Below are 25,570 nucleotides of genomic sequence, written 5' to 3'. Positions count from 1 at the left end.
TCCCGCCGACTTCCATCATTCGCGGTCCTCGAGGAGGAGCCCGATGCCCACCGTCCGGTTACGTCACGCGTCCGAGTATCCCGAGATGGCCCGGAATCTCTTCGAGCTCTCCAAGGTCTGGTTCAACTACGACTTCGACGAGCCTCCGGCCATGAGCCGCGTGATGGCATGGGACCCCGCCTTCGGCGGGCCGCACGGGCGCGCGATGAAGCGCGTGATGGCGCCCGGTGAATTCACGCGGGCCGAGAAGGAGATGGTGGCCGCGGTGGTGAGCGGCGTCAACGCGTGCAACTACTGAGTGCGCGCTCACACTGCAGCCGGGAAGCTGCAGGGAATGGCGGAAGACGCGCTGTGGTACGAAGCCGCGATGGTGGTGGGGATCACCAACGCCCTGAACGTCGTCGCGGACGCCCTCGGCGAGGCGCCGCCGGACCTCGCCGCGCTGAACGCCGCCGCGGGCGGGGATCGGGCCCAGACCCTCTTCGCGGACATCCGCGCCTTCTACGAGCGAAGCGAGGTGCCGCTGCCATATCGCTTGATGGCTCGCGATCCCGCCTACGCCTCGGACGTCTGGGACGCGGTCAAGCGCGCCTTCGGCGATCATCGGCTGAGCCGTCGGCTCAAGGAGTCCCTGGCCTTCGCGGTGTCGCTGACGTCGCGCTCGCGGTTCGGCGCCCCCTTCCACCTGGCGGAGATGCGGCGGCTCGGGGTGAGCGACCGCGGAGTCATGGAAGTGCTGGGCGTGACCCAGATGTTCTCGAGCTATACGAAGATCGCCGACACGCTGCAGCTGGAGCCCGACATGGGCCACATCGCGCCGGTCGATCACTCGCCCGCGCCGGGCGGCTCGCCACGCGCCCGGGCCGCCGGGCGCCCTCAGGTCAACGGCAAGTCGCGTGCGAAGATCTCGAAGGGCGAGCGTCGTGTCGCCTCGAGGGCGTCCCGGATCTCGGCCTCGCCGTCACCCGCGCCGGTTTCCAGGAGGGCGGTGAAGAAACCGGTATAGAAGTGGTCGGGGTAGACCGTCACGGTCACCCGCAGGACGAGCCCGGGCCGGTCGAGCGGACGATCGTAACGGAGCACGAAGCGGCCGCCCGGCGGAATGCGCGTATCGGCGATCTCCCGCGAGAGATCCAGGGGGACCTGACGGCCGATGACCCGCTCACTCAGGGTCTCCGGCCGTGCCGCCCCGTCTGATCCCACCAGCACCGCTCGCACGACGACCTGCGGAGTGACGTAGGTCGGGAAGTAGTGGCCGACGTTGACGCTCGCCACCGTGACGGTCGCGCGGACGCGCTGGCCCGGCTCATGCCGCGCCCGATCGAGGCGCACGTCGACTTTCACGCCCGACTTGACCATCTCCGGATCGTGGATGCCGCGCCAGCGATGGCGGCGGTCGGGCATGTGGCAATCCTGGCATTGCTGCCCGCGCCGTGCGGCCGGGCTCCCCCGCCACTCCGCGTACGTGTTCTCCAGGGGCTTGCCGTTGAGCCTCAGCCCCTTCGGCCCGAACTGATGGCACGCGGCGCAGAACTCGGCTCGGAGATAGGCGCTGGTGTACGTGGCGCCGTTGTGCGGCAGCTGCTCGCGCGGCACGCGCGCTCCGAGGGCGTCGCGCCGCGGCGGCGGGCCGAATCGCTGGTGCCGACGGACGTGACAGCTCGCACAGACGATGCCCTCACGCGACAGGATCGGGTCGAAGGCCGGGTTGGGCGCGACCCCGTCCGTGCTTGTCGTCACCGGCGACTGCTCGGCCAGCGGGGCATGACAGAGGAGACAGGCGCGCGCGCCGGCCGGATCACGCTTGGCCATTTCCACGAGCTGTCCGGCGACGCCGGGCCCCATGCTCCGGGCGTGGATGCTGCCGCGCCAGTCCTCGTACTGGACCGGATGACAGGTGCCGCAGTCCTTCGGAGCCAGCGACTGCTCGACCGTCGCAAATGTGGCGGGCGGCGGTCCCTGGAGGGGGATCGGCATGCGCCAGTGGCGCTCGAGGAATTGCTCTTCGGCCGCGGAAGGCCCCCGAGGGCTCGCGCCGTCGCCCCGGGCGGGGGAGCCGGCGGACATCAGGAGCAGGACGACGCCGGACAAGAGCAGACGCCACCGTATCCGGCTCACGACAGGAGCGTAGCATGCGGCCGACGCCGCCTCGGCCTCGTCAACCGGCTCGCCGCTGTGGGACAGTGGTACACTCTTTGCGCTGTTCTGACGGGTAGTTAGCAGAACCGGAGGCGTATAGGATCCCGGTGGGCCTCCCGGACTTCAAATCCGGCGTCCGGCTCTAGACAAGTCGGAGGTGGGTTCGACTCCCACACGCTTCCGCCACCGTCGCGCACGGGCGCGTTTGGAGGGTCGAGCCGGATGGCGAGGGGAAGGAGCGAGGGAAGCAACAGGTCGACCAGGCGTCCCGCCGGTCGGCGGAAGTGGTGGACGACCGGCCTGACCGTCGCCACGGTGGCCGCGGTCATCGTCGGCTACTTCGCCTATCGCGCGGTGGCCGATCTCCCCGGCGTGAAGTTCGAGGACCAGGGCAACGCCCACATCCAGCTCGTCACCGAGCCCCACGTCGCCTACAACTCCGAGCCGCCGACATCCGGCCCGCACCTGCCCTACATCGCCCCGTGGGGCATTCACGACGTGCCGATCACCCGCGAGCTGCAGGTCCACAATCTGGAGGACGGCGGGGTGATGGTGCAGTACCACTGCGCCGCTCCGTGCTCCGATCTGGTCGCGAAGCTGGCCGAGATCGTGCGGCGGTACGATGCCCAGGTCATCCTGGCTCCGTTCCCGGGCATGCGTACCCGGATCGCGCTCACCGCGTGGACCCGCCTGGACGCCTTCGACGACTTCGACGAGGCGCGGATCGTGCGCTTCATCCGCGCCTATCGCGGGATCGATCACCACAAAGGCGTAGAATGATCGCCATGACGCGGCTCCCCCGGCCTCGCGCGGCCGCCTGGTCCGCGGCGCTCTCGCTCGTCGCCCTGGGTGGGTGCGCGGGGCCAGTGGTCTCTCCGATCGCCCCGCCGCCGGTGCGGGACCAGGCCCGCGCGAGCTACGATACGACCTGGCGGGCGCTGGTGCGCGCGCTGGCCGGGGAGAACGTTCCCCTGCGCGTGGTGGCCAAGGACTCGGGGGTGATCTCGTCGGACGACTTCATCTCGCCGATCGGTGTCTACGCCGACTGCGGACGCATCGGCGAGGCCACGCTGGAGGGCGAGGCCCTCGTGGCCTTCACGCTCTTCGTGCAGCCGAACGGCGACGGGGTCACCGCGATCCAGGTCAACTCGAAGATGAGCACCCACGCGTATCGCCGGGGCAGCTCCGGCGGGCTCAAGACGGATCGCGTGCTCCAGTGCGTCTCCACCGGCCGCTGGGAGGCCAACCTGCTCGACTCGGTGCGGCGGCTCGTGAAGGAGTGACGTCGCGATGCCGCCCCGTCTCCCCGAGCTGATCAAGCGCGCGCGGCGCCTGGCCCACGAGCGCGACGGACTCGTGCAGGAGCTGGCGCGCGAGTGGAGCGCGGCCCTCCGCGGGCAGGGCTTCTCTCCGCGTGACCTGGACGAGCTGTGGGCCGGCCTCACCGAGGACGCGGTGCGGCGCCTGCTGCGGACGCGGAGGGAGGGGGCCAGCCCCGAGGCGATCCGCCGCGAGGCCCACGAAGTCATCGCGCGGGTCAAGGAGCGCGTGGAGACCGAGCTTGCCGCCGGCGGATGAGGGCGGGGGCACCTCGGCCGCGGCGCGCGCGATGCTGCGCACGCTGCCGTCGGTCGACGCGCTGCTCGCGTCGGTCGCCGGCGATCTCGCCCTCCGGGGCATCGCGCGCCCGCGTCTGACCGCCACCGTCCGCGAGGTGCTGGGCGCCGAGCGGCGGCGCATCCTCGAGACGGGCGCCGCCGGCGCGGCCGCAGAGGCCCTGGCCGGCCGGGTGGTGGCGCGGCTCACCGAGACCGGCGCGTTCTCGCTCGTGCCGGTCGTCAATGCCACCGGTGTGGTGCTGCACACCAATCTCGGCCGCGCGCTGCTCTCGCCGCTCGCCCGGTCGCGCCTCCACGAGGTCGCCTCCGCCTACTCCAATCTGGAGATGGATCTGCCGCGCAAGGAGCGCGGCTCCCGCTACGCGCACGTCGAGCCGCTGCTGCGCCGCCTCTCCGGCGCCGAAGCCGCGCTCGTCGTCAACAACTGCGCATCCGCGGTTCTCCTCGCCCTGGAGAGCCTGGCGCGTGGCAAGGACGTGATCGTCTCGAGAGGCGAGCTGATCGAGATCGGCGGCGAATTCCGGATCCCCGACATCATGAGCCGGTCGGGCGCGCGACTGTGTGAAGTCGGCACCACCAACCGCACGCATCTCAAGGACTACGCCGGCGCGATCGGCCCGGAGACCGGGCTGATCCTCAAGGTCCACACCTCCAACTACCGCGTGGTCGGCTTCACCGCCGCGGTGTCCTCCCGGGAGCTCGCCGAGCTGGGCCGCGCGCGCGGCGTTCCGGTGATGGAGGATCTCGGCTCGGGGTGCTTCGTGGACCTGACCCGTCACGGCTTCCCCTACGAGCCGACCGTGCCCGAGGTGGTCGCGGCCGGCGTGGATCTCGTGTCCTTCTCCGGCGACAAGCTGCTGGGCGGCCCGCAGGCCGGCATCCTGGTGGGCCGCGCCGCCCTGATGGAGCGCCTGGCCCACAATCCGCTCAACCGCGCGCTCCGCATCGACAAGTTCACGATCGCGTCGCTGGAGGCGACCCTCGGCGCCTACGAGGCGGGGACCGCTCTGGAGACCATCCCGACCCTCCGGATGCTGACCGAGCCGCTCGCGTCGATTCGTCGCCGGGCCAGACGCATCCTGCTCCGGGCCGGCGCGGACGCGGGCCGGATGCTCGGCGCGCAGATCGTAGAGTCGCGCTCCCAGGTGGGCGGAGGCGCGCTGCCCACCGTGGAGCTGCCCACCGCGGCCATCGCGCTCGGTACCACCGATCGTCCCGCGGAGCGCCTGGATGAGGCCCTCCGCGGCGGCCGCCCGCCGGTGCTCGGCCGGCTGCTCGACGATCGCCTGCTGCTGGACTGCCGCACCGTCCTGCCGTCGGACGTACCCGCCCTCGCCGCTCGCCTCGCCACCCTGTAGGAGCGGCATGAAACACGTCGTCGTCGGCACCGCGGGCCACATCGATCACGGCAAGACGTCGCTGGTGAAGGCTCTCACCGGAACCGACACCGATCGGCTGCCCGAGGAGAAAGCGCGCGGCATCACGATCGATCTCGGATTCGCGTTCCTCGAGGAGCCCGACGGCCTCGTCATCGAGATCGTGGACGTGCCGGGACACGAGCGGTTCGTCAAGAACATGCTGGCTGGCGCGGGCGGGATCGACCTCGCACTGCTCGTGGTGGCGGCGGACGAGGGCGTGATGCCCCAGACTCGCGAGCACCTCGCGATCTGCCAGCTCCTGCGCATCAAGTCCGGGCTCGTGGTCCTCACCAAGGCGGACATGGTCGAGCCCGACTGGATCGAGCTGGTGCGCGACGACGTCCGCCGCGCGGTCGAGGCCACGTTCCTCGCCGAGGCCCCGATCCTGGCGGTGTCCGCGAAGTCCGGTGACGGCCTGGCCGAGCTGCGCGCGACGCTCGCCCGGCTCGCGCGCGCGGTGCCGGCCAAGGATCCCGATCGGACCGCCCGGCTGCCGATCGACCGGGTGTTCACCGTGCGGGGCTTCGGCACCGTGGTCACCGGGACGCTCGGGTCCGGCCGCTTCGCGGTGGATGAGCGCATCGAGATCTATCCGCGCGGGATCCAGTCGAAGGTGCGGGGCCTGCAGGTGCACGGCCGCGCGGTGGAGCAGGCGGAGGCCGGTCAGCGCACCGCCGTGAATCTGCAGGGCGTCGAGCGCGCCGCCATCGAGCGGGGCGACGTGGTGGCCCCCGCGGGCACGCTCGTGCCGACGCTGCTGCTCGACGGCACGCTGGAGCTTCTGGAGGAAGCGCCGCGGCCGGTCAAGACGCGCGACCGCGTGCGGTTCCACGCGGGCACCCAGGAGGTGATGGCGCGCGTGCTCCCGGTCGGCCGTCCCGAGCTCGAGCCGGGGCAGGCCTGTCACGCGCGCTTTCGCCTCGAGGCGCCGGTGGTCGCCCTGCCGGGGGACCGCTTCGTCGTGCGGTCGTACTCGCCCATCGTGACGATCGGCGGCGGCACCGTGCTCGACATCACGCCGCCCCGCTTCAAGCGGAAGGGGCCGGCCCTCGCCGAGCACCTGGAGCTCCTCGCCACCGGCGGCTCCGCCGAGGTGCTGGAGGAGCACCTGAAGCAGGCGGGCGCGGCCGGAGCCCGGGTGGCGGACCTGCGCGCGCGCACGCCATTCGGACCGGAGCAGCTCGGCCGGCTCCTGGGCGAGCTGCAGCAGGCCGGGCGCATCCTGGCGGTGGACCGCGAATGGTATCTGCACCGCGACGCGAGCGATCGCCTCCGCAGCCAGACGCTCGGCGTTCTCGAGGCGTTCCATCGCGAGAACCCGCTGCGCGCGGGTATCTCGCGCGAGGAGCTGCGCAGCCGCGTGGGACAGGCGCAGGAGCGCGTCTTCGGCCCGCTGCTCACCACGCTCGAGGCGGAAGGATTGGTCACGAGCGATCGGGACCAGGTCCGCCTGGCCGCGCACCGTATCCGCCTCAGCGCCGAGCAGGAGCGGGTGGTCAAGGGGCTGGAGGCGGACTATCGCGCCGCCGCGGCGGCGCCGCCGAGCCCGGAGGAGGCGCTCGGCCGCTACGGGGTCAAGGGCACCGAGAAGAACGAGCTGTTCCAGATCCTGGTGGCCGATCGGACCCTGGTGCGGGTGAAGGAATCGCTGTTCTACCACGCCGAGGCCCTACGCTCGGTCCAGGGGCAGCTGGTCGCCCTGCTCCGCCAGAAGAAGGAGATCGGGCCGGCCGACTTCAAGGACCTGTTCGGGGTGAGCCGCAAGTACGCCATCCCCTTGATGGAGTACTTCGACGCCCAGCGGGTGACGGTGCGGGTGGGCGAGCGCCGCGTGCTGCGCGAGACGACGGGCCGGGACGAGCCGGGGCCGGCGGCCTGAGCCCCGGCCGCGTTGACAACCCCGGATCGCGCGCGTAGTGTAAGGGGTCGTCGGTAAAGGAAAGGAGTCCCGCCATGTTCGGTCTGGGATATCAAGAGCTGCTGTTGATCCTGGTGATCGTGCTGATCCTGTTCGGCGCCCAGCGTCTGCCCGACCTCGCCCGTTCGCTCGGGAGCAGCGTGAAGGAATTCAAGAAGGGCGTGAACGAGCTGAAGGACGACACGGCGGCGGCGGTGAAGAAGGACGACGAGAAGAACGCCTAGCTTCGTTCCCTCCCTCCTGCACTTCCCGCCGTCGTGATCCAGGCTGTCTGATCTCCTCGTGACCATCCGGTCGCGCGCACCGCGAGCGTGCCGCCGCGCGGCCGCAGCCCTTCGCTCACACTCGGATCTGGTCACCGCGCTCGCACTGGCCGCGGTCACCCTGCTGTCCCGGTGGCCCTATCGCGCGCGCGTGCTCTACAACTGGGACGCGGTGCAGTTCGCGCTGGCGCTGCGCGAGTTCGATATCGCCAAGCATCAGCCGCACCCGCCCGGCTACCTGCTCTACGTCGGGCTCGGCCGGATGCTGAACGCCTGGGTCTCGGATCCCACGCTGGCCTACGTCGCCCTCGCGATGCTGTTCAGCGCGGGCACCACCTTCGTCCTCTACTGGCTGGCGCGCCGCATGTACGATCGGGCCACCGCGGTGGTCGCGGCTTCGCTCCTCGCGGTCAGCCCGCTCTTCTGGTTCTACGGCTCGGTCGGGCTCACCTACGCGGGCGAGGCCTGTGCGGCGACGGTGGTCGCCTGGTTCGCCTATCACACGCTCACCCAGGGCGGCGGCCGCCATCTCTACTGGGGCGCCTTCGCGCTCGGCCTGACCGGAGGAATACGGCAATCGGTGCTCCTGCTGCTCCTGCCGCTCTGGCTCGGCGCGGCCGCGGTGGACATCCGCTCGCGCCCCGGACCCGCCCCGCGTCGCCGCCTCGTTCTTGCCGGCTGCATCCTCGTGGGCTCCGTGCTGGCCTGGCTGGTGCCCATGATGTGGCTGACCGGCGGCCCCGCCGCGTACGTCGCGGCGTCCACGCAGCTCTACGGCTCGATGCTGCTGCCGACCTCGGTCCTCGGGGGATCGCTCGACGTCACCCTCGCGCAGGCGCGGTATCTCATCGAGTCCACGCTGGTGGGGCTGGGACCGCTCAGCCTGGTGGCGCTGGCCCTGCCCGCGTATGCGCGTCGGGAACGGTGGGGCGGCCGCGAATGGTTCCTGTCGGTGTGGATCGCTCCGCCCGCCGTGTTCTACACGCTGGTGCACTTCGGTCAGGCGGGCTACGTGCTGACGTTCCTCCCCGCGCTGGTGATCCTGCTGAGCCGGGTGCTGGTCTGGGCGGTGGCGGCCGGCTCGGAGCGGCTGCGCCGGCCGAACTGGCGGTGGGCGCTCACCACCGCGGTGCTGCTGCCGCTCGTGCTCGTCAACACCGGGTTCTTCGTGAGCGCCCGCCCGCTGCCGCGCGAGTTCGACCATCGTTCGAGCGACAGCTGGATGTGGCGCGCCCGCGACGAGCTCCACGACTGGATCATGAGCCGCACCGCGGCGGCCCTGCGCGAGCACGAGGCGGTCATCCGGACGTACGTGGACAATATCCGTGAGCGCTACGATCCCTCCGACACCGCGCTCGTGACCGAGCTGAACAACCCGCGCTCCTACCCGTGGCTGCGGCACGCGATGTTCTACATGCCGGAGTATCCGATCTACCAGGTGCAGCTGGGGCCGATGCCGCTCGGCTTCTATGCGCCGCAGTCCGCGGTGACCATGATCCTCACCCCGGGGAGCCGGATCGCCCTGCCCGCCGGGATCCGCCAGCTCGTGTGGTTCGTGGATCACTGGGATCCGGCCACCGCCGCGCCCCCCGGCCTGCGGGAGATCCCGCTGCCCTACGGCCGCTACCTGTATGTCCTCCCGCTCACCCGCAAGCCCGTGGAATACGCCGGCTACACCTTCGAGCGCGCCCGGCGGTGAAGGGGCGGGGCCTCGCCCTCGCCACGCCGGCCGCGGGGCTCGCCGTCGGCGTCGCCCTCTTCCTGCTGAGAGCCCGTGAGATCGCCGGGCCGGTCGGCCTCGCGACGTTTCCGCTGGACGACTCGTGGATCCATCTCCAGTTCGCCCGCAACCTGGCCGAGGGTCGCGGCTTCGCCTACAACCCGGGTGTGCCCGTGTCGGGCTCGACGGCGCCGCTCTGGACGCTCGCGCTCGGCGGTCTCTTCGCGCTGTTCGGCAGCCATCCGGTGCTGGCCAAGGCGCTCGGCCTCGCCGCCGCCCTCGGCGCCGCGTGGCTGGCGGGTGCCCTCGCCTCGATCTGGACCGAGCGACGCGGCCTCGCGCGGCTCGCCGCCTTCCTGACCGCGCTGGCGGGGCCGACGGTCTGGGGCGCACTCTCGGGCATGGAGGTGACGCTCGCCGCCCTGCTGGTGACTGCCTCCCTTGTCTTGCACGCGCGCGGCCGCTCCGTGCCGGCCGCGATCGCGCTGGCGCTCGGCACAGCGGCGCGGCCGGAAAGCGTGATCCTCTTGCCCCTGTTCTGGCTGTCCGGCCCGCCGACATGGCGCCGGGCGGTCGCCTGGCTCGTTCCGAGCGCGGTCTGTCTCGGCCCGTGGGTAGCGTTCAACCTGGCGACCGTGGCCGGGCCGTTGCCCGGGACGGCGGCGGCGAAGATCGAGGGCGGCCTCGTGGGGTGGCTCCGGGGTGCTCGCGAGCCGCTCGCGACCACGCTGCTGGCCCGCCCGGGGCAGTTCGAGGCCGAGTGGGCTCGATGGCTGTGGCAGACGGACGTGTTGCTTCCGGTGCTGTTGTTCCCCGGGCTCTGGTGGCTCGGCCGTCGCTGGGGACGCGCGGCGCTGGTCCCCGCGCTCGTCCTGCTGGCGCACCCGCTCGCGATGGCTCTGCTCGCGCCGTACCGCGGCCCCGGCTTCCAGGAAGGCCGCTACTCGATCCACCTGCTCCCGCTCGCCATCGTGGTCGCCCTCGCCGCGACGCGGCTGCTCGATTCGCCGCGCGAGCGGTGGCGATGGTCGGCCTCCCTGGGAGCGGTCGGCTTCGCGGCCGGCATGGTCGCGGCGCTGCCCCCCGCGGCGACGCGCTACGCGTGGGCGGTGCAGAACATCGAGGCCATGCAGGTGCACCTCGGGCACTGGGTGGCGGGCCACACGCCGCCGGGAGCGCGGCTGGCACTCAACGACGTGGGCGCGATCACGTACATCTCCCGGCGTGAAATCGTGGACGTGATGGGTCTCGTCACGCCCGGTATCATCCCGTTCCGTCGTGACGGGGAGGCGGGCGTGCTCCGCTTCCTCGAGCGGGCCTGTCCCGACTACCTCATCGTCTTCCCCGAGTGGTTCCCCTCGATCTCCTCCCTGACCGACCGCTTCCAGCCCATCTACCGGGTCCGGCTCGACCACAACACGGTGGCGGGCGCCGCCGAGATGGTGGTCTACGAGGCGCGCTGGAGCCGCTGGCGGGCCGATCGGCATCCCTGCCCGGGCGCCCTCGCCAGGGAGTGGCGCCGGGTCGACCAGGCTCGCGAGAAAATGGGGCCGGATCGTATAATCGCCTCGTGGCGTCCCTGAAAGGTCTCCGCACCGCTCTCGCCGCCGGCCTCGTCGGCAGCCTCCTGTCGGGCGCCACCGCCCCGGTCTCCGCTCAGATCTACCGCTGGACGGACGAGCGGGGTGAGACCCGCTACTCGCAGGGCATCAATAGCATCCCCCCGCGCTTCCGCAGCGGAGCGGTGATGATGAGCGCTCCGAGCCAGCCGTCGGCGCCCGAGCCCGCGCCGCAGACCCCGGCCGCCGCGGCTCCGCCCGCCGGCTCGAACCCCAGCGCTCCCGCCGGCGGCCGGGGAGGACAGGGCAGCGCGCGCATCGCGTTCACGCCCGGCCAGCCGATCATGGTGAACGCGCGGATCAACGGGGGCGGCAACACCCAGCTGCTCCTCGACACCGGCGCGCAGGGCACCGTCATCAGCCCCACCGCGCTCGCCGCCCTCGGCATCAGCTATCGCGATGCGGTGCGCGGCTCCATCAAGGGCGTGACCGGTGACGCCAACGTCCTCGCGGTGCGGGTCGAGAGCATCGAGGTCGAAGGCGCCCGGTTCGGTCCGCTGATGGTCGTGTCCCACGATGCGGGCCTGGGATCCGGACGCGACGGACTGCTCGGACGGGATTTCCTCGACAACTTCGTCGTCACCATCGACAGCGCCAACCGCGTCGTCATCCTCACCCCGAAGTAGCCGCGCGGTGTTCTCGCTCTCCGCGGAGGCGGAGAGGCCGGGCCCCGTTCTTGCTGGAACCCGGGATGAGTGTTAGCGTGAGCCCTCTATGGACTACAAGGCCACGCTGAATCTGCCGAAAACCGACTTCCCCATGAAGGCCAACCTGCCCAAGCTCGAGCCGGAATGGCTCGACCGCTGGGCGGCGATGGACATCTACGGGCGCATCCGGCAGGCCTCGGCGAACCGCCCCCGGTGGATCCTCCACGACGGGCCGCCGTACGCGAACGGCCACATCCACGTGGGCACCGCGCTCAACAAGATCCTGAAGGACCTCGTGGTGAAGTCGCGCTCGATGCTCGGGCACAACGCGGTCTACGTGCCCGGCTGGGACTGTCACGGGCTGCCGATCGAGCACCAGGTGGACAAGGAGCTGGGCCTCGACCAGGTGTCGGTGGACGTGCGCAGCGCAATGGACCCGGTGGAGAAGCGGCGGCGCTGCCGCGAGTACGCGTCCAAGTTCATCGACATCCAGCGCGAGGAGTTTCGGCGCCTCGGCGTCTTCGGCGACTGGAACAATCCGTATCGCACGATGGCGCCCGCCTATCAGGCGATCATCGCGCGCGAGTTCGGCCGGTTCGTCGGCCGCGACCTCGTGCACAAGGGGCTCAAGCCGGTGCACTGGTGCATGCACTGCAAGACGGCGCTGGCGCAGGCCGAGGTCGAATACGAAGACCAGACCACGCCCTCGGTCTACGTGAAGTTCCCGCTCAAGAGCGGCGACCCGCGGCTCACCGGCGCCCTCGGAGGGCGGCCCACCTCGCTGGTGATCTGGACCACCACCCCGTGGACGCTGCCCGCGAACCTCGCGATCGCGGTCCATCCCGACGCGACCTACACCGCGGTGGAGCTGGACGGCCAGGCGCTGATCGTGGCGCAGCCGCTCGCGGAGGCCTTCGGCCGGCTGCCCGGCGTGAAGGGCCGCGCGACCGTCCTGCCGGTGGCGGTGCCCGGCCGCGCGCTCGAGGGCGCCGTCGCGCGCCATCCCTGGATCGATCGCGACGTGCCGGTGCTCACCGCCGACTTCGTGGCGATGGACGCGGGCACCGGGCTCGTCCACATCGCGCCCGGCCACGGCGAGGAGGACTACGAGCTGGGCCGTCGGGCCGGGCTGAAGATCTACAACCCGGTGGACGACGACGGGCGCTTCATCCCCGAGGTCGCCCACTTCGCGGGCCAGACGGTGTGGGAGGCCAACCCGCGCATCATCGAGCACCTCCGCGCGGCGGGCGCGCTCGTGTCCGAGGTGCCGCTGCGGCACACGTACCCGCACTGCTGGCGCTGCAAGAATCCCACGCTCTTCCGCGCCACCGAGCAGTGGTTCATCGCGCTCGACCGCCACGGGCTGCGCCAGAAAGCGCTCGATGCCATCCGTCACGAGGTGACGTGGCTGCCCGCGTGGGGCGAGGAGCGGATCTACAACATGGTGGCCCATCGCCAGGAATGGGTCATCTCCCGCCAGCGCGTGTGGGGCGTGCCGATCGTCGCGTTCTACTGCCTCGCCTGCGAAACGGTGCTGCTGAGCGAGGCGCTCGTTACCCACGTCGCGTCCATCATGCGCGACGGGATGGGCGCCGACGAGTGGTACACGCGGTCGGCCGCCGAGCTGCTGCCCGCGGGTACCCGCTGCCCGAAGTGCGGCGGCGCCGAGTTCCGCAAGGAGAGCGACATCCTGGACGTGTGGTTCGACTCCGGATGCAGTCACGCCGCGGTGCTCGAGCAGCGTCCGGAATTGCGCTGGCCCGCCGACATGTACCTGGAGGGCTCCGACCAGCACCGCGGCTGGTTCCACTCCTCGCTGCTCGAGGCGGTGGGCACCCGCGACAAGCCGCCTTACAAGTCGGTGCTCACTCACGGGTTCGTGGTGGACGGCGAAGGGCGGAAGATGTCGAAGTCGGGCGGCAACAACGTGACCCCCGACGAGATCATCCCCAAGTACGGCGCCGAGGTGCTGCGCCTCTGGGTCGCCTCCGAGGACTACACGGAGGACATCCGCCTCTCCGTCGAGATCCTCAACCGCCTCGCCGACGCCTACCGCCGCATGCGCAACACGTGCCGCTTCCTGCTCGGCACCCTGGCCGACTTCGACCCGGAGCGGGACCGGCGCTCCTACGAGCAGATGGACGAGCTGGACCGCTGGGCTCTGCTGCGCCTGGGCGGGCTCATCTCGCGCGTGCGCAAGGCCTACGAGGACTACCAGTTCCACGTGGCGTTCCACTCCATGCACAACTTCTGCGCGGTGGACCTCTCCGCGCTCTACCTCGACATCATCAAGGACCGCCTCTACATCTCGGCGCCCGACGATCCGCGGCGGCGCGCCTCGCAGACGGTGTGCTTCGAGATCCTCGCCGCGCTGACCCGGTTGATGGCCCCGATCCTCACGTTCACCGCCGACGAGGTGTGGTCGTACATCCCCGGGCGCGGCAAGCCGGAGAGCGTGCACCTCGCGCTGTTTCCCGAGGAGCGCGGCGAGTGGATGAACGAGCGGCTCGCCGCCGACTGGGAGCGGCTGCTCGAGGTGCGCGGCGAGGTGTCCCGCGCCCTCGAAGTCGCGCGGCAACAGGGCAAGATCGGCAAGGGCATCGACGCGGTGGTGTTCGTTCCGAATGCGCCGGAGGAGCAGTGGCGTCCGCTGCTCGAGGCCAAGGGGGAGGCTCTGCTCACCACCGTGTTCAACGTCTCGGGGACGCGCCTCCGGCAGGGCGCGCCGCGCGAGGCGGTGCGCTACGAGAGCCAGGACATCCCGGGCCTGGTGCTGGAAGTGGCGCCCGCGCAGGTGCTCGGGTGGAAGAAGTGCGAGCGCTGCTGGACCTGGAGCGCACGCGTGGGTGAGGACGCCGCGCATCCGACCCTCTGCGAGCGCTGCACCCCGGTCGTGGCGGCGCTGCCCCGGTGACCGCGGCCGCGGCCACCGCGCTGGCCGTCCTGCTCCTCGACCAGGTCACGAAGTACTGGGCGCTCCAGCGCCTGCTCCCCGGAATCTCCCGGCCGGTGCTCGACTCGCTCTTCTCCCTGACGCTCGTCATGAATCCCGGGCTGGCGTTCGGCATGCTCGGCGGCATGCCCGCCGGCTGGCGATGGGTGGTGGCGCTGCTGTCCATCGGCGCGCTCGGGATCCTGGCGATGGTGGGACTGCGGATGCTGCCCGCCGGCGGCTGGCTCACGCCGGTCGCGCTCGGCATGATCTTCGGGGGCGCGGTCGGCAACCTGATCGACCGCGGCCGCTTCGGCGCGGTGATCGACTTCCTCGACTTCTACTGGCGCGGATACCACTGGCCTGCCTTCAACGTGGCCGACTCCGCCATCACCGTCGGGGTAGCGCTCCTCGCCTTCCAGATGCTGCGGGCCCCGTCGCCTTCTCGCTGATCCCGGCCGCGCCGGATGGACGAGACGTCGCCGCCTCGCGAGTGGACCGGGTCCGTCGTCGCCGGTGAAGCGGGAGCCCGGCTCGACGCCTGGCTCGTCGAGCGGCTGAGCGGGCTCTCGCGGATGCGCGTGAAGGGACTCATCGAGACGGGCCGCGTGCTCGTCGACGCCCGGGTGGTCAAGGCCGGCCACCGCGTGCGTGAGGGCGAGCGCGTGGAGGTCGCCATTCCACCGTCTCCCCGTGAAGGGCTCGCCCCCGAGCCGATAGCCCTGACCGTGGTATTCGAGGACGGCGACGTGCTGGTGGTGGACAAGCCCGCCGGCATGGTCACTCATCCCGGGGCGGGACGGCCCGAGGGCACGCTGGCCGCGGCCGCGCTGGCGCACGCCCCCGACATGGCCGGGGTCGGCAGCCCGCGTCGGCCCGGCATCGTGCACCGGCTCGACAAGGGCACCTCCGGACTGATCGTGCTGGCGAAGACGCAGGCGGCGTACGACGCGCTCACCGCTCAGCTCGCGCGGCGCACCGTGACTCGCCGCTATCTCTGCCTCGCGCAGGGCACGGTGCGCCGGGCCGCGGGGGTGGTCGACGCGCCGGTCGGCCGCGATCCGCGCTCCCGCATCCGAATGGCGGTGGTGGCAGAAGGCAAGGGGAAGCGAGCCGTGACCCGCTACCGGGTCCTCGAGCGGTTCGGCGTCGGCCCCTCGGCGGTCACGCTGCTCGAATCCAGTCTCGAGACCGGGCGCACCCACCAGATCCGTGTCCACCTGGCCTCGCTCGGGCACCCCTTGCTCGGCGACGACGTCTACCGGGGTCGCCGCACCGGGCCAGGCGGCGACGCGGTGTTGACCACGCTGATCGAGGGGCTTGGCGGCGTGGCGCTCCATGCGGCCGAGCTGGCCTTCCTGCACCCGCTGACCGGTGCGCCGATGCAGTTTTCGTGTCCTCTGCCCGACAGGATTGCCCGGATCCTGTCTCATCTCCGCAACAGGACGCGCTGAGCCCCCACGACGGCGGGAGCATTCAGGCCGTCAACATCGCGCCCGGACAGGTGCTGGCCGCTGGCTCGACGGGGCTCCGGCCGCCACATTGCGTGGCATGCCGCGTGCTACGATTGTTGGCATCATGGCTCAGCTCACCGCCGTCATTCTCGCCGCCGGCGAGGCCAAGCGCATGCGCTCGGCCCGCCCCAAGGTCCTCCATTCCCTCTGCGGTCGGCCCCTGATCGCGTACCCGGTGAACGCCGCCCGCGCGGTCGGGGCCCGGATCGTGGTCGTGGTCGGGCGGGGCGCCGACGAGGTGCGGGCCGCCGTCGATCCCGAGGCCGGCGCGAGCTTCGTCGAGCAGAAGGAGCGCCTCGGCACCGGTCATGCGGTGCTGCAGGCCCACGTGGCCTGCGGCGACGCTCCGGGCACGATCCTGGTGCTGCCCGGGGACGGGCCGCTGCTGTCCGCGCCGACCCTGAAGCGCCTCGTCGATCACCACGTGCAGACCGCCGCCGCCGCCACGCTGCTGACCGCGGAGGTGCCTGACGCCACCGGCTACGGGCGCGTGGTGCGGGAGGGGGGCCGCCCGGTCGGCATCGTGGAGCATCGCGACGCCACCGCCGCGCAGCGCGCGCTCCGCGAGATCGGCACCAGCGTGTACTGCTTCGACGCGGCGCGCTTCTGGCCCGCGCTCGCCCAGGTGACGCCGGAGAACGAGCAGCACGAGTACTACCTGACCGACGTGATCGGCGTCCTGCATCGCCAGGGCCAGCCGCTGGAGGCGGTGATCACCGAGGATCCGAGCGAGTGCCTGGGCGTGAACGATCGCAAGCAGATGGCCGAGCTGGGCGCCATCATGCGCCGCCGCATCCTCGATCGGCTGATGGTGGCCGGTGTCAGCGTGATCGACCCGGCCAACACCTACGTGGACGACACCGTGACCATCGGGCCCGACACCATCCTCCACCCGGGCGTGATCCTGCAGGGGCGCACGACGGTCGGTGCGGAGTGCGTGGTGAGCACCGGCTGCCACGTGGCGGATACCACGATCGGCGACCGGGTGCTGCTCAAGCCGTACTGCGTGCTCAGCGAATCCACCGTGGAGGAGGACGCGCAGCTCGGCCCCTTCTGCCACCTGCGTCCGGCGAGCCGCGTGGGCGCCAGGGCCAAGGTCGGCAACTTCGTCGAGCTGAAGAAGTCACGCATCGGCCGCGGGTCCAAGGTGCCGCATCTCTCCTATATCGGCGACACCACGATGGGGGACGGCGTCAACATCGGTGCCGGCACCATCACCTGCAACTACGACGGCGTAGCCAAGCACGAGACGGTCATCGCGGATGGGGTGTTCGTGGGCACCAACTCGAGCCTGGTGGCGCCGCTGACCATCGGCGAGGGGGCCTACGTGGGAGCCGGCTCGGTGATCACCAAGAGCGTGCCGCCGGGCGCGCTGGCGGTGGCGCGCGGACGTCAGGAGACCCGGGAAGGCTGGGTCGCCCGGAAGCAGAAGGCGAAGCCCAAGGCGTCCGGACACAAGGACTAGCGTCATGTGCGGCATCGTCGGGTACGTCGGCGACAAGAGCGCGATCGACATCGTGCTCGACGGGCTGAAGCGGCTCGAGTATCGCGGGTACGACTCGGCGGGCGCCGCGGTGATCGGCCCCGCCGGCCTGCAGATCCGACGGGCCGCCGGACGGATCAAGGTGCTCGAGGGCCTGCTGCGCGAGAAACCGATGGAGGGCCGGATCGGGCTCGGGCATACCCGCTGGGCCACCCACGGTCGCCCCACCGACGAGAACGCGCATCCTCACACCGACGGCTCCGGCGATCTGGTGGTGGTGCACAACGGGATCATCGAGAACTACCTCCCCATCAAGGAGCGGCTGCAGGCGGAAGGCCACGTCTTCACCTCGGAGACCGACACCGAGGTCATCGCGCACCTGATCGAGCGCCACCTGCAAGACACCCCGCGCCTCGACGAGGCGGTGCGCCGCGCCCTGCGCGAGCTGCGCGGCTCGTACGCGATCGTGGTGCTGCACCGGCGCATGCCCGATCGGCTGGTCGCGGCCAAGCTCGGCGCGGGCAGCGTGGTGGTCGGCCTCGGCGAGAACGAGACCTTCCTGGCCTCCGACATCCCGGCCATCCTCTCCCACACACGCGACGTGGTGGTGCTGGAGGACGAGGACGTGGCGGTGGTGACCCGCCGAGGGGTCGAGATCAGCCAGCTGGACGGGGCGCCGGTGCAGCGCGCGCCCTCGCGGATCTTGTGGGACCCGATCCTGGCCGAGAAGGGCGGCTATCGGCACTTCATGCTCAAGGAGATCTACGAGCAGCCGCGCGCGGCTGCCGACACCATGCGCGGGCGGGTACAGCCGGAGGGCGGCACCGTGGTGTTGCCCGACGTGCAGCTCGATCCGGACGTGATGGCCGGCATTCAGAGAATCGTCCTGGTCGCCTGCGGCACCTCCTATCACGCGGCCATCGTCGGTCGCTTCATGATCGAGCGCCTGACCGGCATCGCGGCGGAGGTCGACCTGGGCTCGGAGTTCCGCTATCGCGACTCGGTCCTCGGCCCCGAGACGCTGGTGATCGCGCTCTCGCAGTCCGGCGAGACCGCCGACACCCTCGGGGCGGTCAAGGCCGCCCGGGCCAAGGGGGCGCCGATCGTCGGCATCACCAACGTGGTGGGCTCGGCGCTCTCGCGCGAGGCCACCGGCACGCTCTACACGCACGCCGGCCCGGAGATCGGCGTCGCGTCGTCCAAGACCTTCACCGCGACCCTGGTGGCCTGCTACCTCCTGGCCCTCTGGCTGGGCCGGCGGCGCGGGATGCTGAACGCGGAGGACGGACGCAAGCACATCCAGGGCCTGCTCGAGCTGCCGCGCCTGATGGAGCAGACGCTCGAGATGGAGCATGCGGTGGCCGATCTCGCCCGCGACCTCTCGCGCCACAAGAACTTCCTCTTCCTCGGCCGCGGCATCAGCTATCCGCTCGCTCTCGAGGGCGCGCTGAAGCTCAAGGAGCTCTCGTACGTGCACGCCGAGGGCTATCCGGCGGGAGAGATGAAGCACGGGCCGATCGCGCTGCTGGAGGACGGCTTCCCGGTCATCGCGCTGGCCCCACGGGACGGCTCGTACGACCGCATGATGGGCAACCTCGAGGAGGTGCGCGCCCGCGACGGCCGCGTCATCGCCATCGGTCACGAGGGCGACCGCGAGCTGGCCGCCAAGGCCGAGGTGATGCTGCCGGTCCCGCCCGCCGGCGATCTGCTCACGCCCATCCTGCTGTCGATCCCGATGCAGCTGCTCGCCTATCACGTCGCGGTACGCCTCGGACGCGACGTCGACCAGCCCCGCAACCTCGCCAAGTCCGTCACCGTCGAATAGCCCCCACCCTGCCCAGGACGGTTGTCCGGGGCAGTTGCCGGGCGAGGTGCAGCCGAAGGCGAGCCGAGCGCATTTGAAAGAGAAGCCCCGGTAGCCGTCACGCCACGGGTCTACTACCTGTGGTATCGTTTGTTCCCATGTTGCATCCCGCAGTGACCGCCGAAAGTCTGCTCGCGCCCCTGAATCCGCCGCAGCGCGACGCGGTCACCACGACGAAGGGCCCGGTGCTGGTGCTGGCCGGCGCGGGAAGCGGCAAGACCCGCGTGATCGCCCACCGCATCGCCTACCTGCTCGCGGTCGAGGGCGTGCATCCGCGTCACGTGCTCGCGGTGACCTTCACCAACAAGGCGGCCGCGGAGATGCGGCACCGGGTGGAGGATCTCCTGCTGCCCGCCGGGATCCGCCCGCCGATCATCGCCACCTTCCACGCGGCCTGCGTGCGCATTCTCCGCGAGCGGGCCGTCCAGGCCGGGCTCAAGCCGTCCTTCGTGATCTACGACGAGGACGACCGGCAGAGCCTGGTGAAGGAGGCGCTGCGGGAGCTGGACTTCGACGAGCGCACGCTGACCCCGAGCACGGTCGTTCACCGCATCAGCCACTGCAAGAACCAGATGATGGCGCCCGAGGACGTCGAGCAGCTGGCCCGCACCCCGCGAGAGGAGCGCATCGCCTCGCTCTATCGGCTCTACGAGGAGAAGCTGCGGGCGGCCGGGGCGCTGGACTTCGACGACCTGCTCCTGCGCGTGGTGCGACTGCTCGAGACGGTGCCGGAGGCGCTTCGCTGGTATCGCCACGTGTGGACGCACGTGCTGGTGGACGAGTACCAGGACACCAATCGCGCCCAGTATCGCATCGTGCAGTTGCTGACCGAGGAGCACCGGAACCTCTGCGTCGTGGGCGATCCGGACCAGTCGGTCTACCGATGGCGGGGCGCCGATCTGCGCAACATCCTCGACTTCGAGAAGGACTACCCGGACTGCCGGGTGGTGGCGCTCGAGCAGAACTACCGCTCCACCAAGCGCATCCTCGACATCGCCTCCGCGGTGATCGTCAACAACACCGCCCGCAAGGAGAAGCGGCTCTGGACGGAGAACCGCGAGGGCGAGCGCGCGGAGGTCTACCGGGGCTGGGACGAGAACGAAGAATCAGCTTTCGTAGCCCAGAAGGTTCGCGCGCTGAATCGCGAGGGCCGGGGCTACCGGGACGTCGCGGTCTTCTATCGGACCAACGCGCAGTCGCGCGTGCTGGAGGATGCGCTGCGCCGGGCCGGCATCCCGTACCTGATCGTCGGCGGGGTGCGCTTCTACGAGCGTCGTGAGATCAAGGACGTGGTGGCCTATCTGCGCCTGACCGCCAACCCGTTCGACGACGTGGCCTTCCGCCGCGCGGTGGCCGCCCCGGCCCGCGGGATCGGCAAGGCCACGCTCGATCGCCTCGCCGACGCGGCGCGCGCGGCGGGCGGCTCGCTGCTCGCCCTGTGCGCGATGATCCCCGCCGACATCACCGGCAAGCCGCGCCGCGCCCTCGAGGAGTTCGCGCGGCTGATCGCGCGCCTCGCCGAGCGCCGGAGCGCGCTGGCGGTGCCCGCGCTCATCGACGAGGTGTGCGCCGCCTCCGGCTACCGCGACGCGCTCAAGGCCGAGCGCACCGCCGAGGCGGAGGCGCGCCTCGAGAACCTCGAGGAACTGGTGGCGGCCTCCGAGGAGTTCATCGCCGGCCAGCAGGCGCAGGGCATCGAGCCGGTGACGCTCGAATCCTTCCTGGACTCGATCGCCCTGGTCGCCGACACCGACGAGATCGACTCCGAGTCGGGCGGGGTCACCCTGATGACCCTGCATTCGGCCAAGGGCCTCGAGTTCCCGGTGGTCTTCCTCACCGGCCTCGAGGAAGGCGTCTTCCCGCATTCCCGCTCGATGCTCGAGCCCGAGGAGCTGGAGGAGGAGCGGCGGCTCTGCTACGTGGGGATCACGCGCGCGCAGGAGCGCCTGTTCCTGTCCTACGCCTTGCACCGGCGCATCCAGGGCTACGGTGTCGCGGAGCCCTCGCGCTTTCTCCTCGAGATCCCGGAGGAGCAGGTCCAGCTCCTCAACGCGCGCCGGCCCGAGCCGGTGGCTCACGCGACCACCGCGCCCACTCCGGCCGAGGCCGGCGACGATTTTCCGTTCCGCCTGGGCGCCAAGCTCCGCCACGCCCGCTGGGGCGAGGGCCTGCTGGTGGGCATGGAGCGCGAAGGCAGCGACGTGATCGCCACCGTGCACTTCGCCAGCGTCGGGCGCAAGCGTCTCTCGCTGCAGTACGCGCACCTGGAGGAGCTGTGACCGACGGGCCACGCATCTCGATGAAGGACGTCGAGCACGTGGCCCGCCTGGCCCGGCTCGAGCTCTCCGCCGCCGAGAAGGAGCGGATGCGGAAGGAGCTGGACGGCATCCTGTCCTACATCGACAAGCTCCGCGCGGTCGACACCCGCGGAGTCGCGCCCACCTCGCACGCGGTGCCCCTGACCAACGTGATGCGGGACGACATTGAGGTGGCCTCCCTGCCGCCGGACGAGATGCTCGCCAACGCCCCCGACCGGCACGGCGAGCTGTTCCGGGTCCCCAAGATCATCGAGGAGTAGACGAAGCGACCGATGGGCGCGCTGGCCTCGCTGACCGCTCACGAGCTGGGCGCGCGGTACCGGCGCGGGGAGGCCACGCCGAGCGCGGCGGTCACCGACTACCTGGCCCGCATCGACGCGGTCGACCCCCAGGTGCGCGCCTTCCTCACCGTGACCCGCGAGGAAGCCCTGCGCCGCGCCGCCGAGGCCGACGCGCGCTTCCGGGCCGGCACGCCGCGCGGTCCGCTCGACGGGGTGCCGATCGCGCTCAAGGACGTGCTGTGCACGCGGGGGATCCGCTCCACCTGCGGCTCGAAGATCCTCGACCGCTTCGTGCCCCCCTACGACGCGACCGTGGTCGCCCGGCTCTACGATGCCGGGGCGATCCTGCTCGGCAAGCTCAACATGGACGAGTTCGCGATGGGCTCCTCCACCGAGCACTCCGCCTACTTCACCACCCGCAATCCGTGGGACCTCGCCCGGGTGCCCGGCGGCTCGTCGGGCGGCGCCTCGGCGGCGGTGGCGGCCGACATGGCCGCCCTCACGCTCGGCACCGACACCGGCGGCTCCATCCGTCAGCCCGCGGCCTTCTCGGGCGTCCTCGGCATGAAGCCGACGTACGGGCGCGTCTCGCGGTACGGGCTCATCGCCTTCGCCTCGTCGCTCGACCAGATCGGCCCGTTCGCCAAGGACGTGGAGGACGCGGCGCTGATGCTGCACGCGATCGCGGGCGTGGACCCGATGGATTCGACGTCCGTGGACGTCCCCGTCCCCGACTACCCGGCCGAGCTGCGCTCCGGCATCGAGGGCCTGAGGCTCGGCGTGCCGGCGGAGTACTTCATCGAGGGCATGGATCCGGAGGTGGAGCGGGCGGTGCGGGAGGCCATCGCCGCGCTCGAGAAGCTGGGCGCCCGCACCGAGCCGGTCTCGCTGCCGCATACCGAGTACGGGCTGGCCGCCTACTACGTCATCGCGCCCGCCGAGGCCTCGTCGAACCTGGCCCGCTACGACGGGGTCAAGTACGGCCTGCGGGTCCCCGGCGCGCGCGACCTGATCGACATGTACAGCAAGACGCGCGCGGCCGGCTTCGGCACCGAGGTGAAGCGGCGCGTGATGCTGGGCACCTACGTGCTCTCCGCCGGTTACTACGACGCCTACTACGGCCAGGCCCAGAAGGTGCGAACGCTCGTGCGGCGCGACTTCCAGCAAGCGTTCGAGCGGGTCGACCTGATCGTGGCGCCCACCACCCCGGGCGTCGCCTTCAAGATGGGCGAGAAGGAAGACCCGATCCAGATGTACCTGAACGACATCTTCACGATCCCGGTGAACCTGGCGGGCCTGCCGGGCGTGTCCATCCCCGGCGGCTTCACGCAGACCGGCCTGCCGATCGGGCTGCAGCTCATCGGGCGCGCCTTCGACGAGGCACGGCTGCTGCGCGCGGCCCACGCCTACCAGCAAGTCACCACGTGGCACCAGCGCAAGCCGCCACTCACCGCATGAGCGCCTACCAAACCGTCATCGGCCTGGAGGTCCACGCCCAGCTCGCGACGCGCACCAAGATGTTCTGCGGCTGCCGCGCGTCTTTCGGGGCCGAGCCGAACACCCAGACGTGTCCGGTGTGCCAGGGCATGCCCGGCTCGCTGCCGGTGATCAACCGCCGCGCGATCGAGTACGGCATCATGACCGCGCTGGCCATAGGCTGCCGGGTCAACGTGCACAACCGCTTCGCGCGCAAGCACTACTACTACCCGGACATGCCGAAGAACTACCAGATCAGCCAGTACGAGGAGCCGCTGGCCGAGCACGGTCATCTGCTGATCGAGGCCCGGGGCGGCGCGCGCGACGTCGGCATCCAGCGCCTGCACCTGGAGGAGGACGTGGGCAAGCTCCTCCACGAGGGCGCGCTCGAGACCGCGCCGTCGAGCGAGGTCGACTTCAACCGGGCCGGCGTGCCCCTGATGGAGATCGTCTCCAAGCCCGATCTCCGCAGCCCCGACGAGGCGGCCGCCTATCTCAAGGCCCTGCGCGCGATCCTGATCTACCTGCGCGTCTGCGACGGCAACATGGAAGAGGGCTCGCTGCGCTGTGACGCCAACATCTCGCTGCGACCGATCGGGCAGGCCGAGTACGGCACCAAGGTCGAGATCAAGAACATGAACTCGTTCCGCAACGTGCGCGACGCGCTCGACCACGAGATCCGCCGGCAGACGCGCGCGCTCGAGACCGGCGAGCGCATCGTGCAGGAGACGCGGCTGTGGGATCCGGACCGCGCGGTGACGGTCTCGATGCGCTCCAAGGAGTTCGCGCACGACTACCGGTACTTCCCGGAGCCGGACCTGCCGCCGCTCGACGTGCAGCCGGCCTGGATCGAGGAGATGCGGGAGCGGCTGCCCGAGCTTCCGGGCGCGCGGCGCGCGCGCTTCCAGGCCGAGTATGCGCTGTCGGCGTACGACGCCGACATCCTGACCCAGGGCCGCGGCCTCGCCGACTACTTCGAGGAAGCCGCGCGCGGATCCGGCAAGCCGAAAGCGGTCGCCAACTGGGTGCTGAACGAGCTGCTGCGCGAAGTGCCGGCCGACGACGACCGCGCGGTGGCGGCTTCGCCCATTCCGCCCGCCCACCTGGTCGGGCTGCTGCGCCTGATGGACGACGGAACGATCAGCGGCAAGATCGCCAAGGACGTGTTCGAGAAGATGGTCCGCTCGCGCGACACCGCGGAGGCGATCGTGCGCCGCGAGGGACTGACCCAGGTGGCCGACGAGGGCGCCCTCGGGGCGGCGGTGGACGCGGTGCTGGCCGCGCACGCCAAGGTCGTGGAGGACTACAAGGCCGGGAAAAAGGCGGCGCTCGGCTTCCTGGTGGGGCAGGTGATGAAGTCCACGCAGGGCAAGGCGAATCCCGGCGTGGTGAACCGGCTTCTGATGGAGAAACTTCCGAAAGTCTGAATAGTTAGGTAAGATGGAAGGCAGTCCATGATTCGGCTGCAGCACGTGTCAAAGGTCTTCGGAGCCGGTCCCTCCCGGGTGGCCGCCCTCAGCGGTATCTCGTTCCACATCGCCAAGGGTGAGTTCGTCGTCCTCACCGGCGCCAGCGGTGCCGGCAAGACCACCCTGCTGCGCATGCTCTACCGGGCCGAGACGCCCTCCGAAGGCGAGATCGAGGTCGCCGGCTTCGACGTGACCGAGCTGCGGCGCGCCGAGATCCCGCGGCTGCGGCGCTCGATCGGGATCGTGTTCCAGGACTCCAAGCTGCTCGCCGGACGCAGCGTATTCGAGAACGTGGCCTTCGTCCTGCGCGTCCTCGGCGTCCCACGCCGTGACATCACCCCCCGGGCCTTCGCGGCGCTCAAGGCGGTCGGCCTCTCCGCCCGCGCCCAGGCGTTCCCGCACCAGCTGTCCCAGGGCGAGGCCCAACGGGCATCGCTGGCGCGGGCGATCGTGAAGTCTCCGGGGCTCCTGCTCGCCGACGAGCCCACCGGCAACCTCGACGAGCGGGCCACCCGCGGCGTCTTCCAGCTCCTCCGCGAGATCAACGCCGGCGGCACGGTGGTGGTGATGGCGACCCACGACCTCGACCTGGTGCGGCAGACCAACTACCGCAACATCGAGCTGCGCGAAGGCGCGATCGCGTACGACAGCGCGGTGGACGACTCCCGCGCCACGGGCACCCGATGAGGCGCGGCCGATGAGGCTCCTCTTCCGCGAGGCGCTGCTCTCCTTCCGGCGCGCGCCGCTCCTGTCGGGGCTGTCGGTCACCACCATCGCCTTCTCGCTCTTCACCGTCGGACTGTTCGGGCTCATCGCGGTCAATCTGCGGCAGGCGCTTCAGGGGCTGGAGGAGCGGGTGGAGATCGTCGCGTTCGTGCTCCGCAGCACGC

The 25,570-nt window shown here is 71.0% G+C and carries 22 protein-coding genes, 1 tRNA gene and 1 pseudogene; 23 read left to right on the top strand and 1 reads right to left on the bottom strand.

Annotation, left to right across the window (positions count from 1 at the left end):
• The first annotated feature begins 43 nt into the window (after nucleotides 1-43).
• Complete coding sequence (locus VKN16_19530; protein ID HME96400.1) at nucleotides 44-298, top strand: hypothetical protein; 255 nt, start codon at nucleotides 44-46, stop codon at nucleotides 296-298.
• A 36-nt stretch (nucleotides 299-334) separates the two neighbouring features.
• The gene (locus VKN16_19525) at nucleotides 335-1,006 is read left to right on the top strand and encodes a carboxymuconolactone decarboxylase family protein (GenBank protein HME96399.1); all 672 of its coding nucleotides are present in this window, start codon (nucleotides 335-337) and stop codon (nucleotides 1,004-1,006) included.
• Between the two features lie 659 nt (nucleotides 1,007-1,665).
• Here VKN16_19525 and VKN16_19520 read toward each other — a convergent pair.
• Nucleotides 1,666-1,977: pseudogene (locus VKN16_19520) on the bottom strand (multiheme c-type cytochrome).
• A 250-nt stretch (nucleotides 1,978-2,227) separates the two neighbouring features.
• Between VKN16_19520 and VKN16_19515 the strand changes: the two are divergent.
• From VKN16_19515 to VKN16_19415, 21 genes are all read left to right on the top strand, one after another.
• A tRNA-Sec gene (locus VKN16_19515) sits at nucleotides 2,228-2,325 on the top strand.
• 129 nt (nucleotides 2,326-2,454) lie between these two features.
• Nucleotides 2,455-2,919, top strand: coding sequence for a DUF3105 domain-containing protein (locus VKN16_19510; protein HME96398.1), 465 nt, complete (start codon nucleotides 2,455-2,457; stop codon nucleotides 2,917-2,919).
• 5 nt (nucleotides 2,920-2,924) lie between these two features.
• On the top strand, nucleotides 2,925-3,422 hold the full coding sequence (locus tag VKN16_19505) for a hypothetical protein (protein HME96397.1): 498 nt from the start codon (nucleotides 2,925-2,927) through the stop codon (nucleotides 3,420-3,422).
• 7 nt (nucleotides 3,423-3,429) lie between these two features.
• Complete coding sequence (locus tag VKN16_19500; protein ID HME96396.1) at nucleotides 3,430-3,717, top strand: hypothetical protein; 288 nt, start codon at nucleotides 3,430-3,432, stop codon at nucleotides 3,715-3,717.
• On the top strand, nucleotides 3,701-5,116 hold the full coding sequence (selA, locus tag VKN16_19495) for an L-seryl-tRNA(Sec) selenium transferase (protein ID HME96395.1): 1,416 nt from the start codon (nucleotides 3,701-3,703) through the stop codon (nucleotides 5,114-5,116). Before VKN16_19500 ends, selA begins: the two co-directional genes overlap by 17 nt.
• 7 nt (nucleotides 5,117-5,123) lie before the next feature.
• Nucleotides 5,124-7,055, top strand: a complete 1,932-nt coding sequence (gene selB, locus VKN16_19490) for a selenocysteine-specific translation elongation factor (GenBank protein HME96394.1) — start codon at nucleotides 5,124-5,126, stop codon at nucleotides 7,053-7,055.
• Between the two features lie 74 nt (nucleotides 7,056-7,129).
• Nucleotides 7,130-7,318: a twin-arginine translocase TatA/TatE family subunit gene (gene tatA / locus VKN16_19485; protein HME96393.1), complete on the top strand. Its 189-nt coding sequence runs from the start codon at nucleotides 7,130-7,132 to the stop codon at nucleotides 7,316-7,318.
• Nucleotides 7,319-7,376: 58 nt separating this feature from the next.
• Nucleotides 7,377-9,056 (top strand): DUF2723 domain-containing protein, encoded by a 1,680-nt coding sequence (locus VKN16_19480; GenBank protein HME96392.1) that lies wholly within the window; start codon nucleotides 7,377-7,379, stop codon nucleotides 9,054-9,056.
• Complete coding sequence (locus VKN16_19475) at nucleotides 9,053-10,660, top strand: hypothetical protein (protein ID HME96391.1); 1,608 nt, start codon at nucleotides 9,053-9,055, stop codon at nucleotides 10,658-10,660. The genes VKN16_19480 and VKN16_19475 overlap by 4 nt, the downstream gene beginning before the upstream one ends.
• Nucleotides 10,648-11,322, top strand: a complete 675-nt coding sequence (locus VKN16_19470) for an aspartyl protease family protein (protein HME96390.1) — start codon at nucleotides 10,648-10,650, stop codon at nucleotides 11,320-11,322. Before VKN16_19475 ends, VKN16_19470 begins: the two co-directional genes overlap by 13 nt.
• An 88-nt stretch (nucleotides 11,323-11,410) precedes the next feature.
• Nucleotides 11,411-14,257 (top strand): isoleucine--tRNA ligase, encoded by a 2,847-nt coding sequence (gene ileS / locus VKN16_19465; GenBank protein ID HME96389.1) that lies wholly within the window; start codon nucleotides 11,411-11,413, stop codon nucleotides 14,255-14,257.
• Nucleotides 14,254-14,727: a signal peptidase II gene (lspA, locus tag VKN16_19460; GenBank protein HME96388.1), complete on the top strand. Its 474-nt coding sequence runs from the start codon at nucleotides 14,254-14,256 to the stop codon at nucleotides 14,725-14,727. Before ileS ends, lspA begins: the two co-directional genes overlap by 4 nt.
• 15 nt (nucleotides 14,728-14,742) lie before the next feature.
• Nucleotides 14,743-15,729 (top strand): RluA family pseudouridine synthase, encoded by a 987-nt coding sequence (locus VKN16_19455; protein HME96387.1) that lies wholly within the window; start codon nucleotides 14,743-14,745, stop codon nucleotides 15,727-15,729.
• Between the two features lie 124 nt (nucleotides 15,730-15,853).
• Nucleotides 15,854-17,254, top strand: a complete 1,401-nt coding sequence (gene glmU, locus VKN16_19450) for a bifunctional UDP-N-acetylglucosamine diphosphorylase/glucosamine-1-phosphate N-acetyltransferase GlmU (protein HME96386.1) — start codon at nucleotides 15,854-15,856, stop codon at nucleotides 17,252-17,254.
• 4 nt (nucleotides 17,255-17,258) lie between these two features.
• Nucleotides 17,259-19,097: a glutamine--fructose-6-phosphate transaminase (isomerizing) gene (gene glmS / locus VKN16_19445; GenBank protein ID HME96385.1), complete on the top strand. Its 1,839-nt coding sequence runs from the start codon at nucleotides 17,259-17,261 to the stop codon at nucleotides 19,095-19,097.
• A 152-nt stretch (nucleotides 19,098-19,249) separates the two neighbouring features.
• A complete protein-coding gene (locus VKN16_19440) occupies nucleotides 19,250-21,415 on the top strand; it encodes a UvrD-helicase domain-containing protein (GenBank protein ID HME96384.1) in 2,166 nt (721 codons plus the stop codon).
• Nucleotides 21,416-21,435: 20 nt separating this feature from the next.
• Complete coding sequence (gatC, locus tag VKN16_19435) at nucleotides 21,436-21,714, top strand: Asp-tRNA(Asn)/Glu-tRNA(Gln) amidotransferase subunit GatC (GenBank protein HME96383.1); 279 nt, start codon at nucleotides 21,436-21,438, stop codon at nucleotides 21,712-21,714.
• A 12-nt stretch (nucleotides 21,715-21,726) separates the two neighbouring features.
• A complete protein-coding gene (gene gatA / locus VKN16_19430) occupies nucleotides 21,727-23,193 on the top strand; it encodes an Asp-tRNA(Asn)/Glu-tRNA(Gln) amidotransferase subunit GatA (GenBank protein ID HME96382.1) in 1,467 nt (488 codons plus the stop codon).
• Nucleotides 23,190-24,638, top strand: a complete 1,449-nt coding sequence (gene gatB / locus VKN16_19425; GenBank protein ID HME96381.1) for an Asp-tRNA(Asn)/Glu-tRNA(Gln) amidotransferase subunit GatB — start codon at nucleotides 23,190-23,192, stop codon at nucleotides 24,636-24,638. The genes gatA and gatB overlap by 4 nt, the downstream gene beginning before the upstream one ends.
• A 27-nt stretch (nucleotides 24,639-24,665) precedes the next feature.
• A complete protein-coding gene (ftsE, locus tag VKN16_19420; protein ID HME96380.1) occupies nucleotides 24,666-25,367 on the top strand; it encodes a cell division ATP-binding protein FtsE in 702 nt (233 codons plus the stop codon).
• 10 nt (nucleotides 25,368-25,377) lie between these two features.
• A partial coding sequence (locus VKN16_19415; GenBank protein HME96379.1) for a hypothetical protein occupies nucleotides 25,378-25,570 on the top strand: 193 nt, incomplete at its 3' end.

Source organism: Candidatus Methylomirabilota bacterium, from assembly GCA_035315345.1.
Taxonomy (GTDB): Bacteria; Methylomirabilota; Methylomirabilia; order Rokubacteriales; family CSP1-6; genus CAMLFJ01.
Note: the sequence above shows the minus strand (reverse complement) of the source record. Positions and strands in the feature narration are given on the sequence as shown.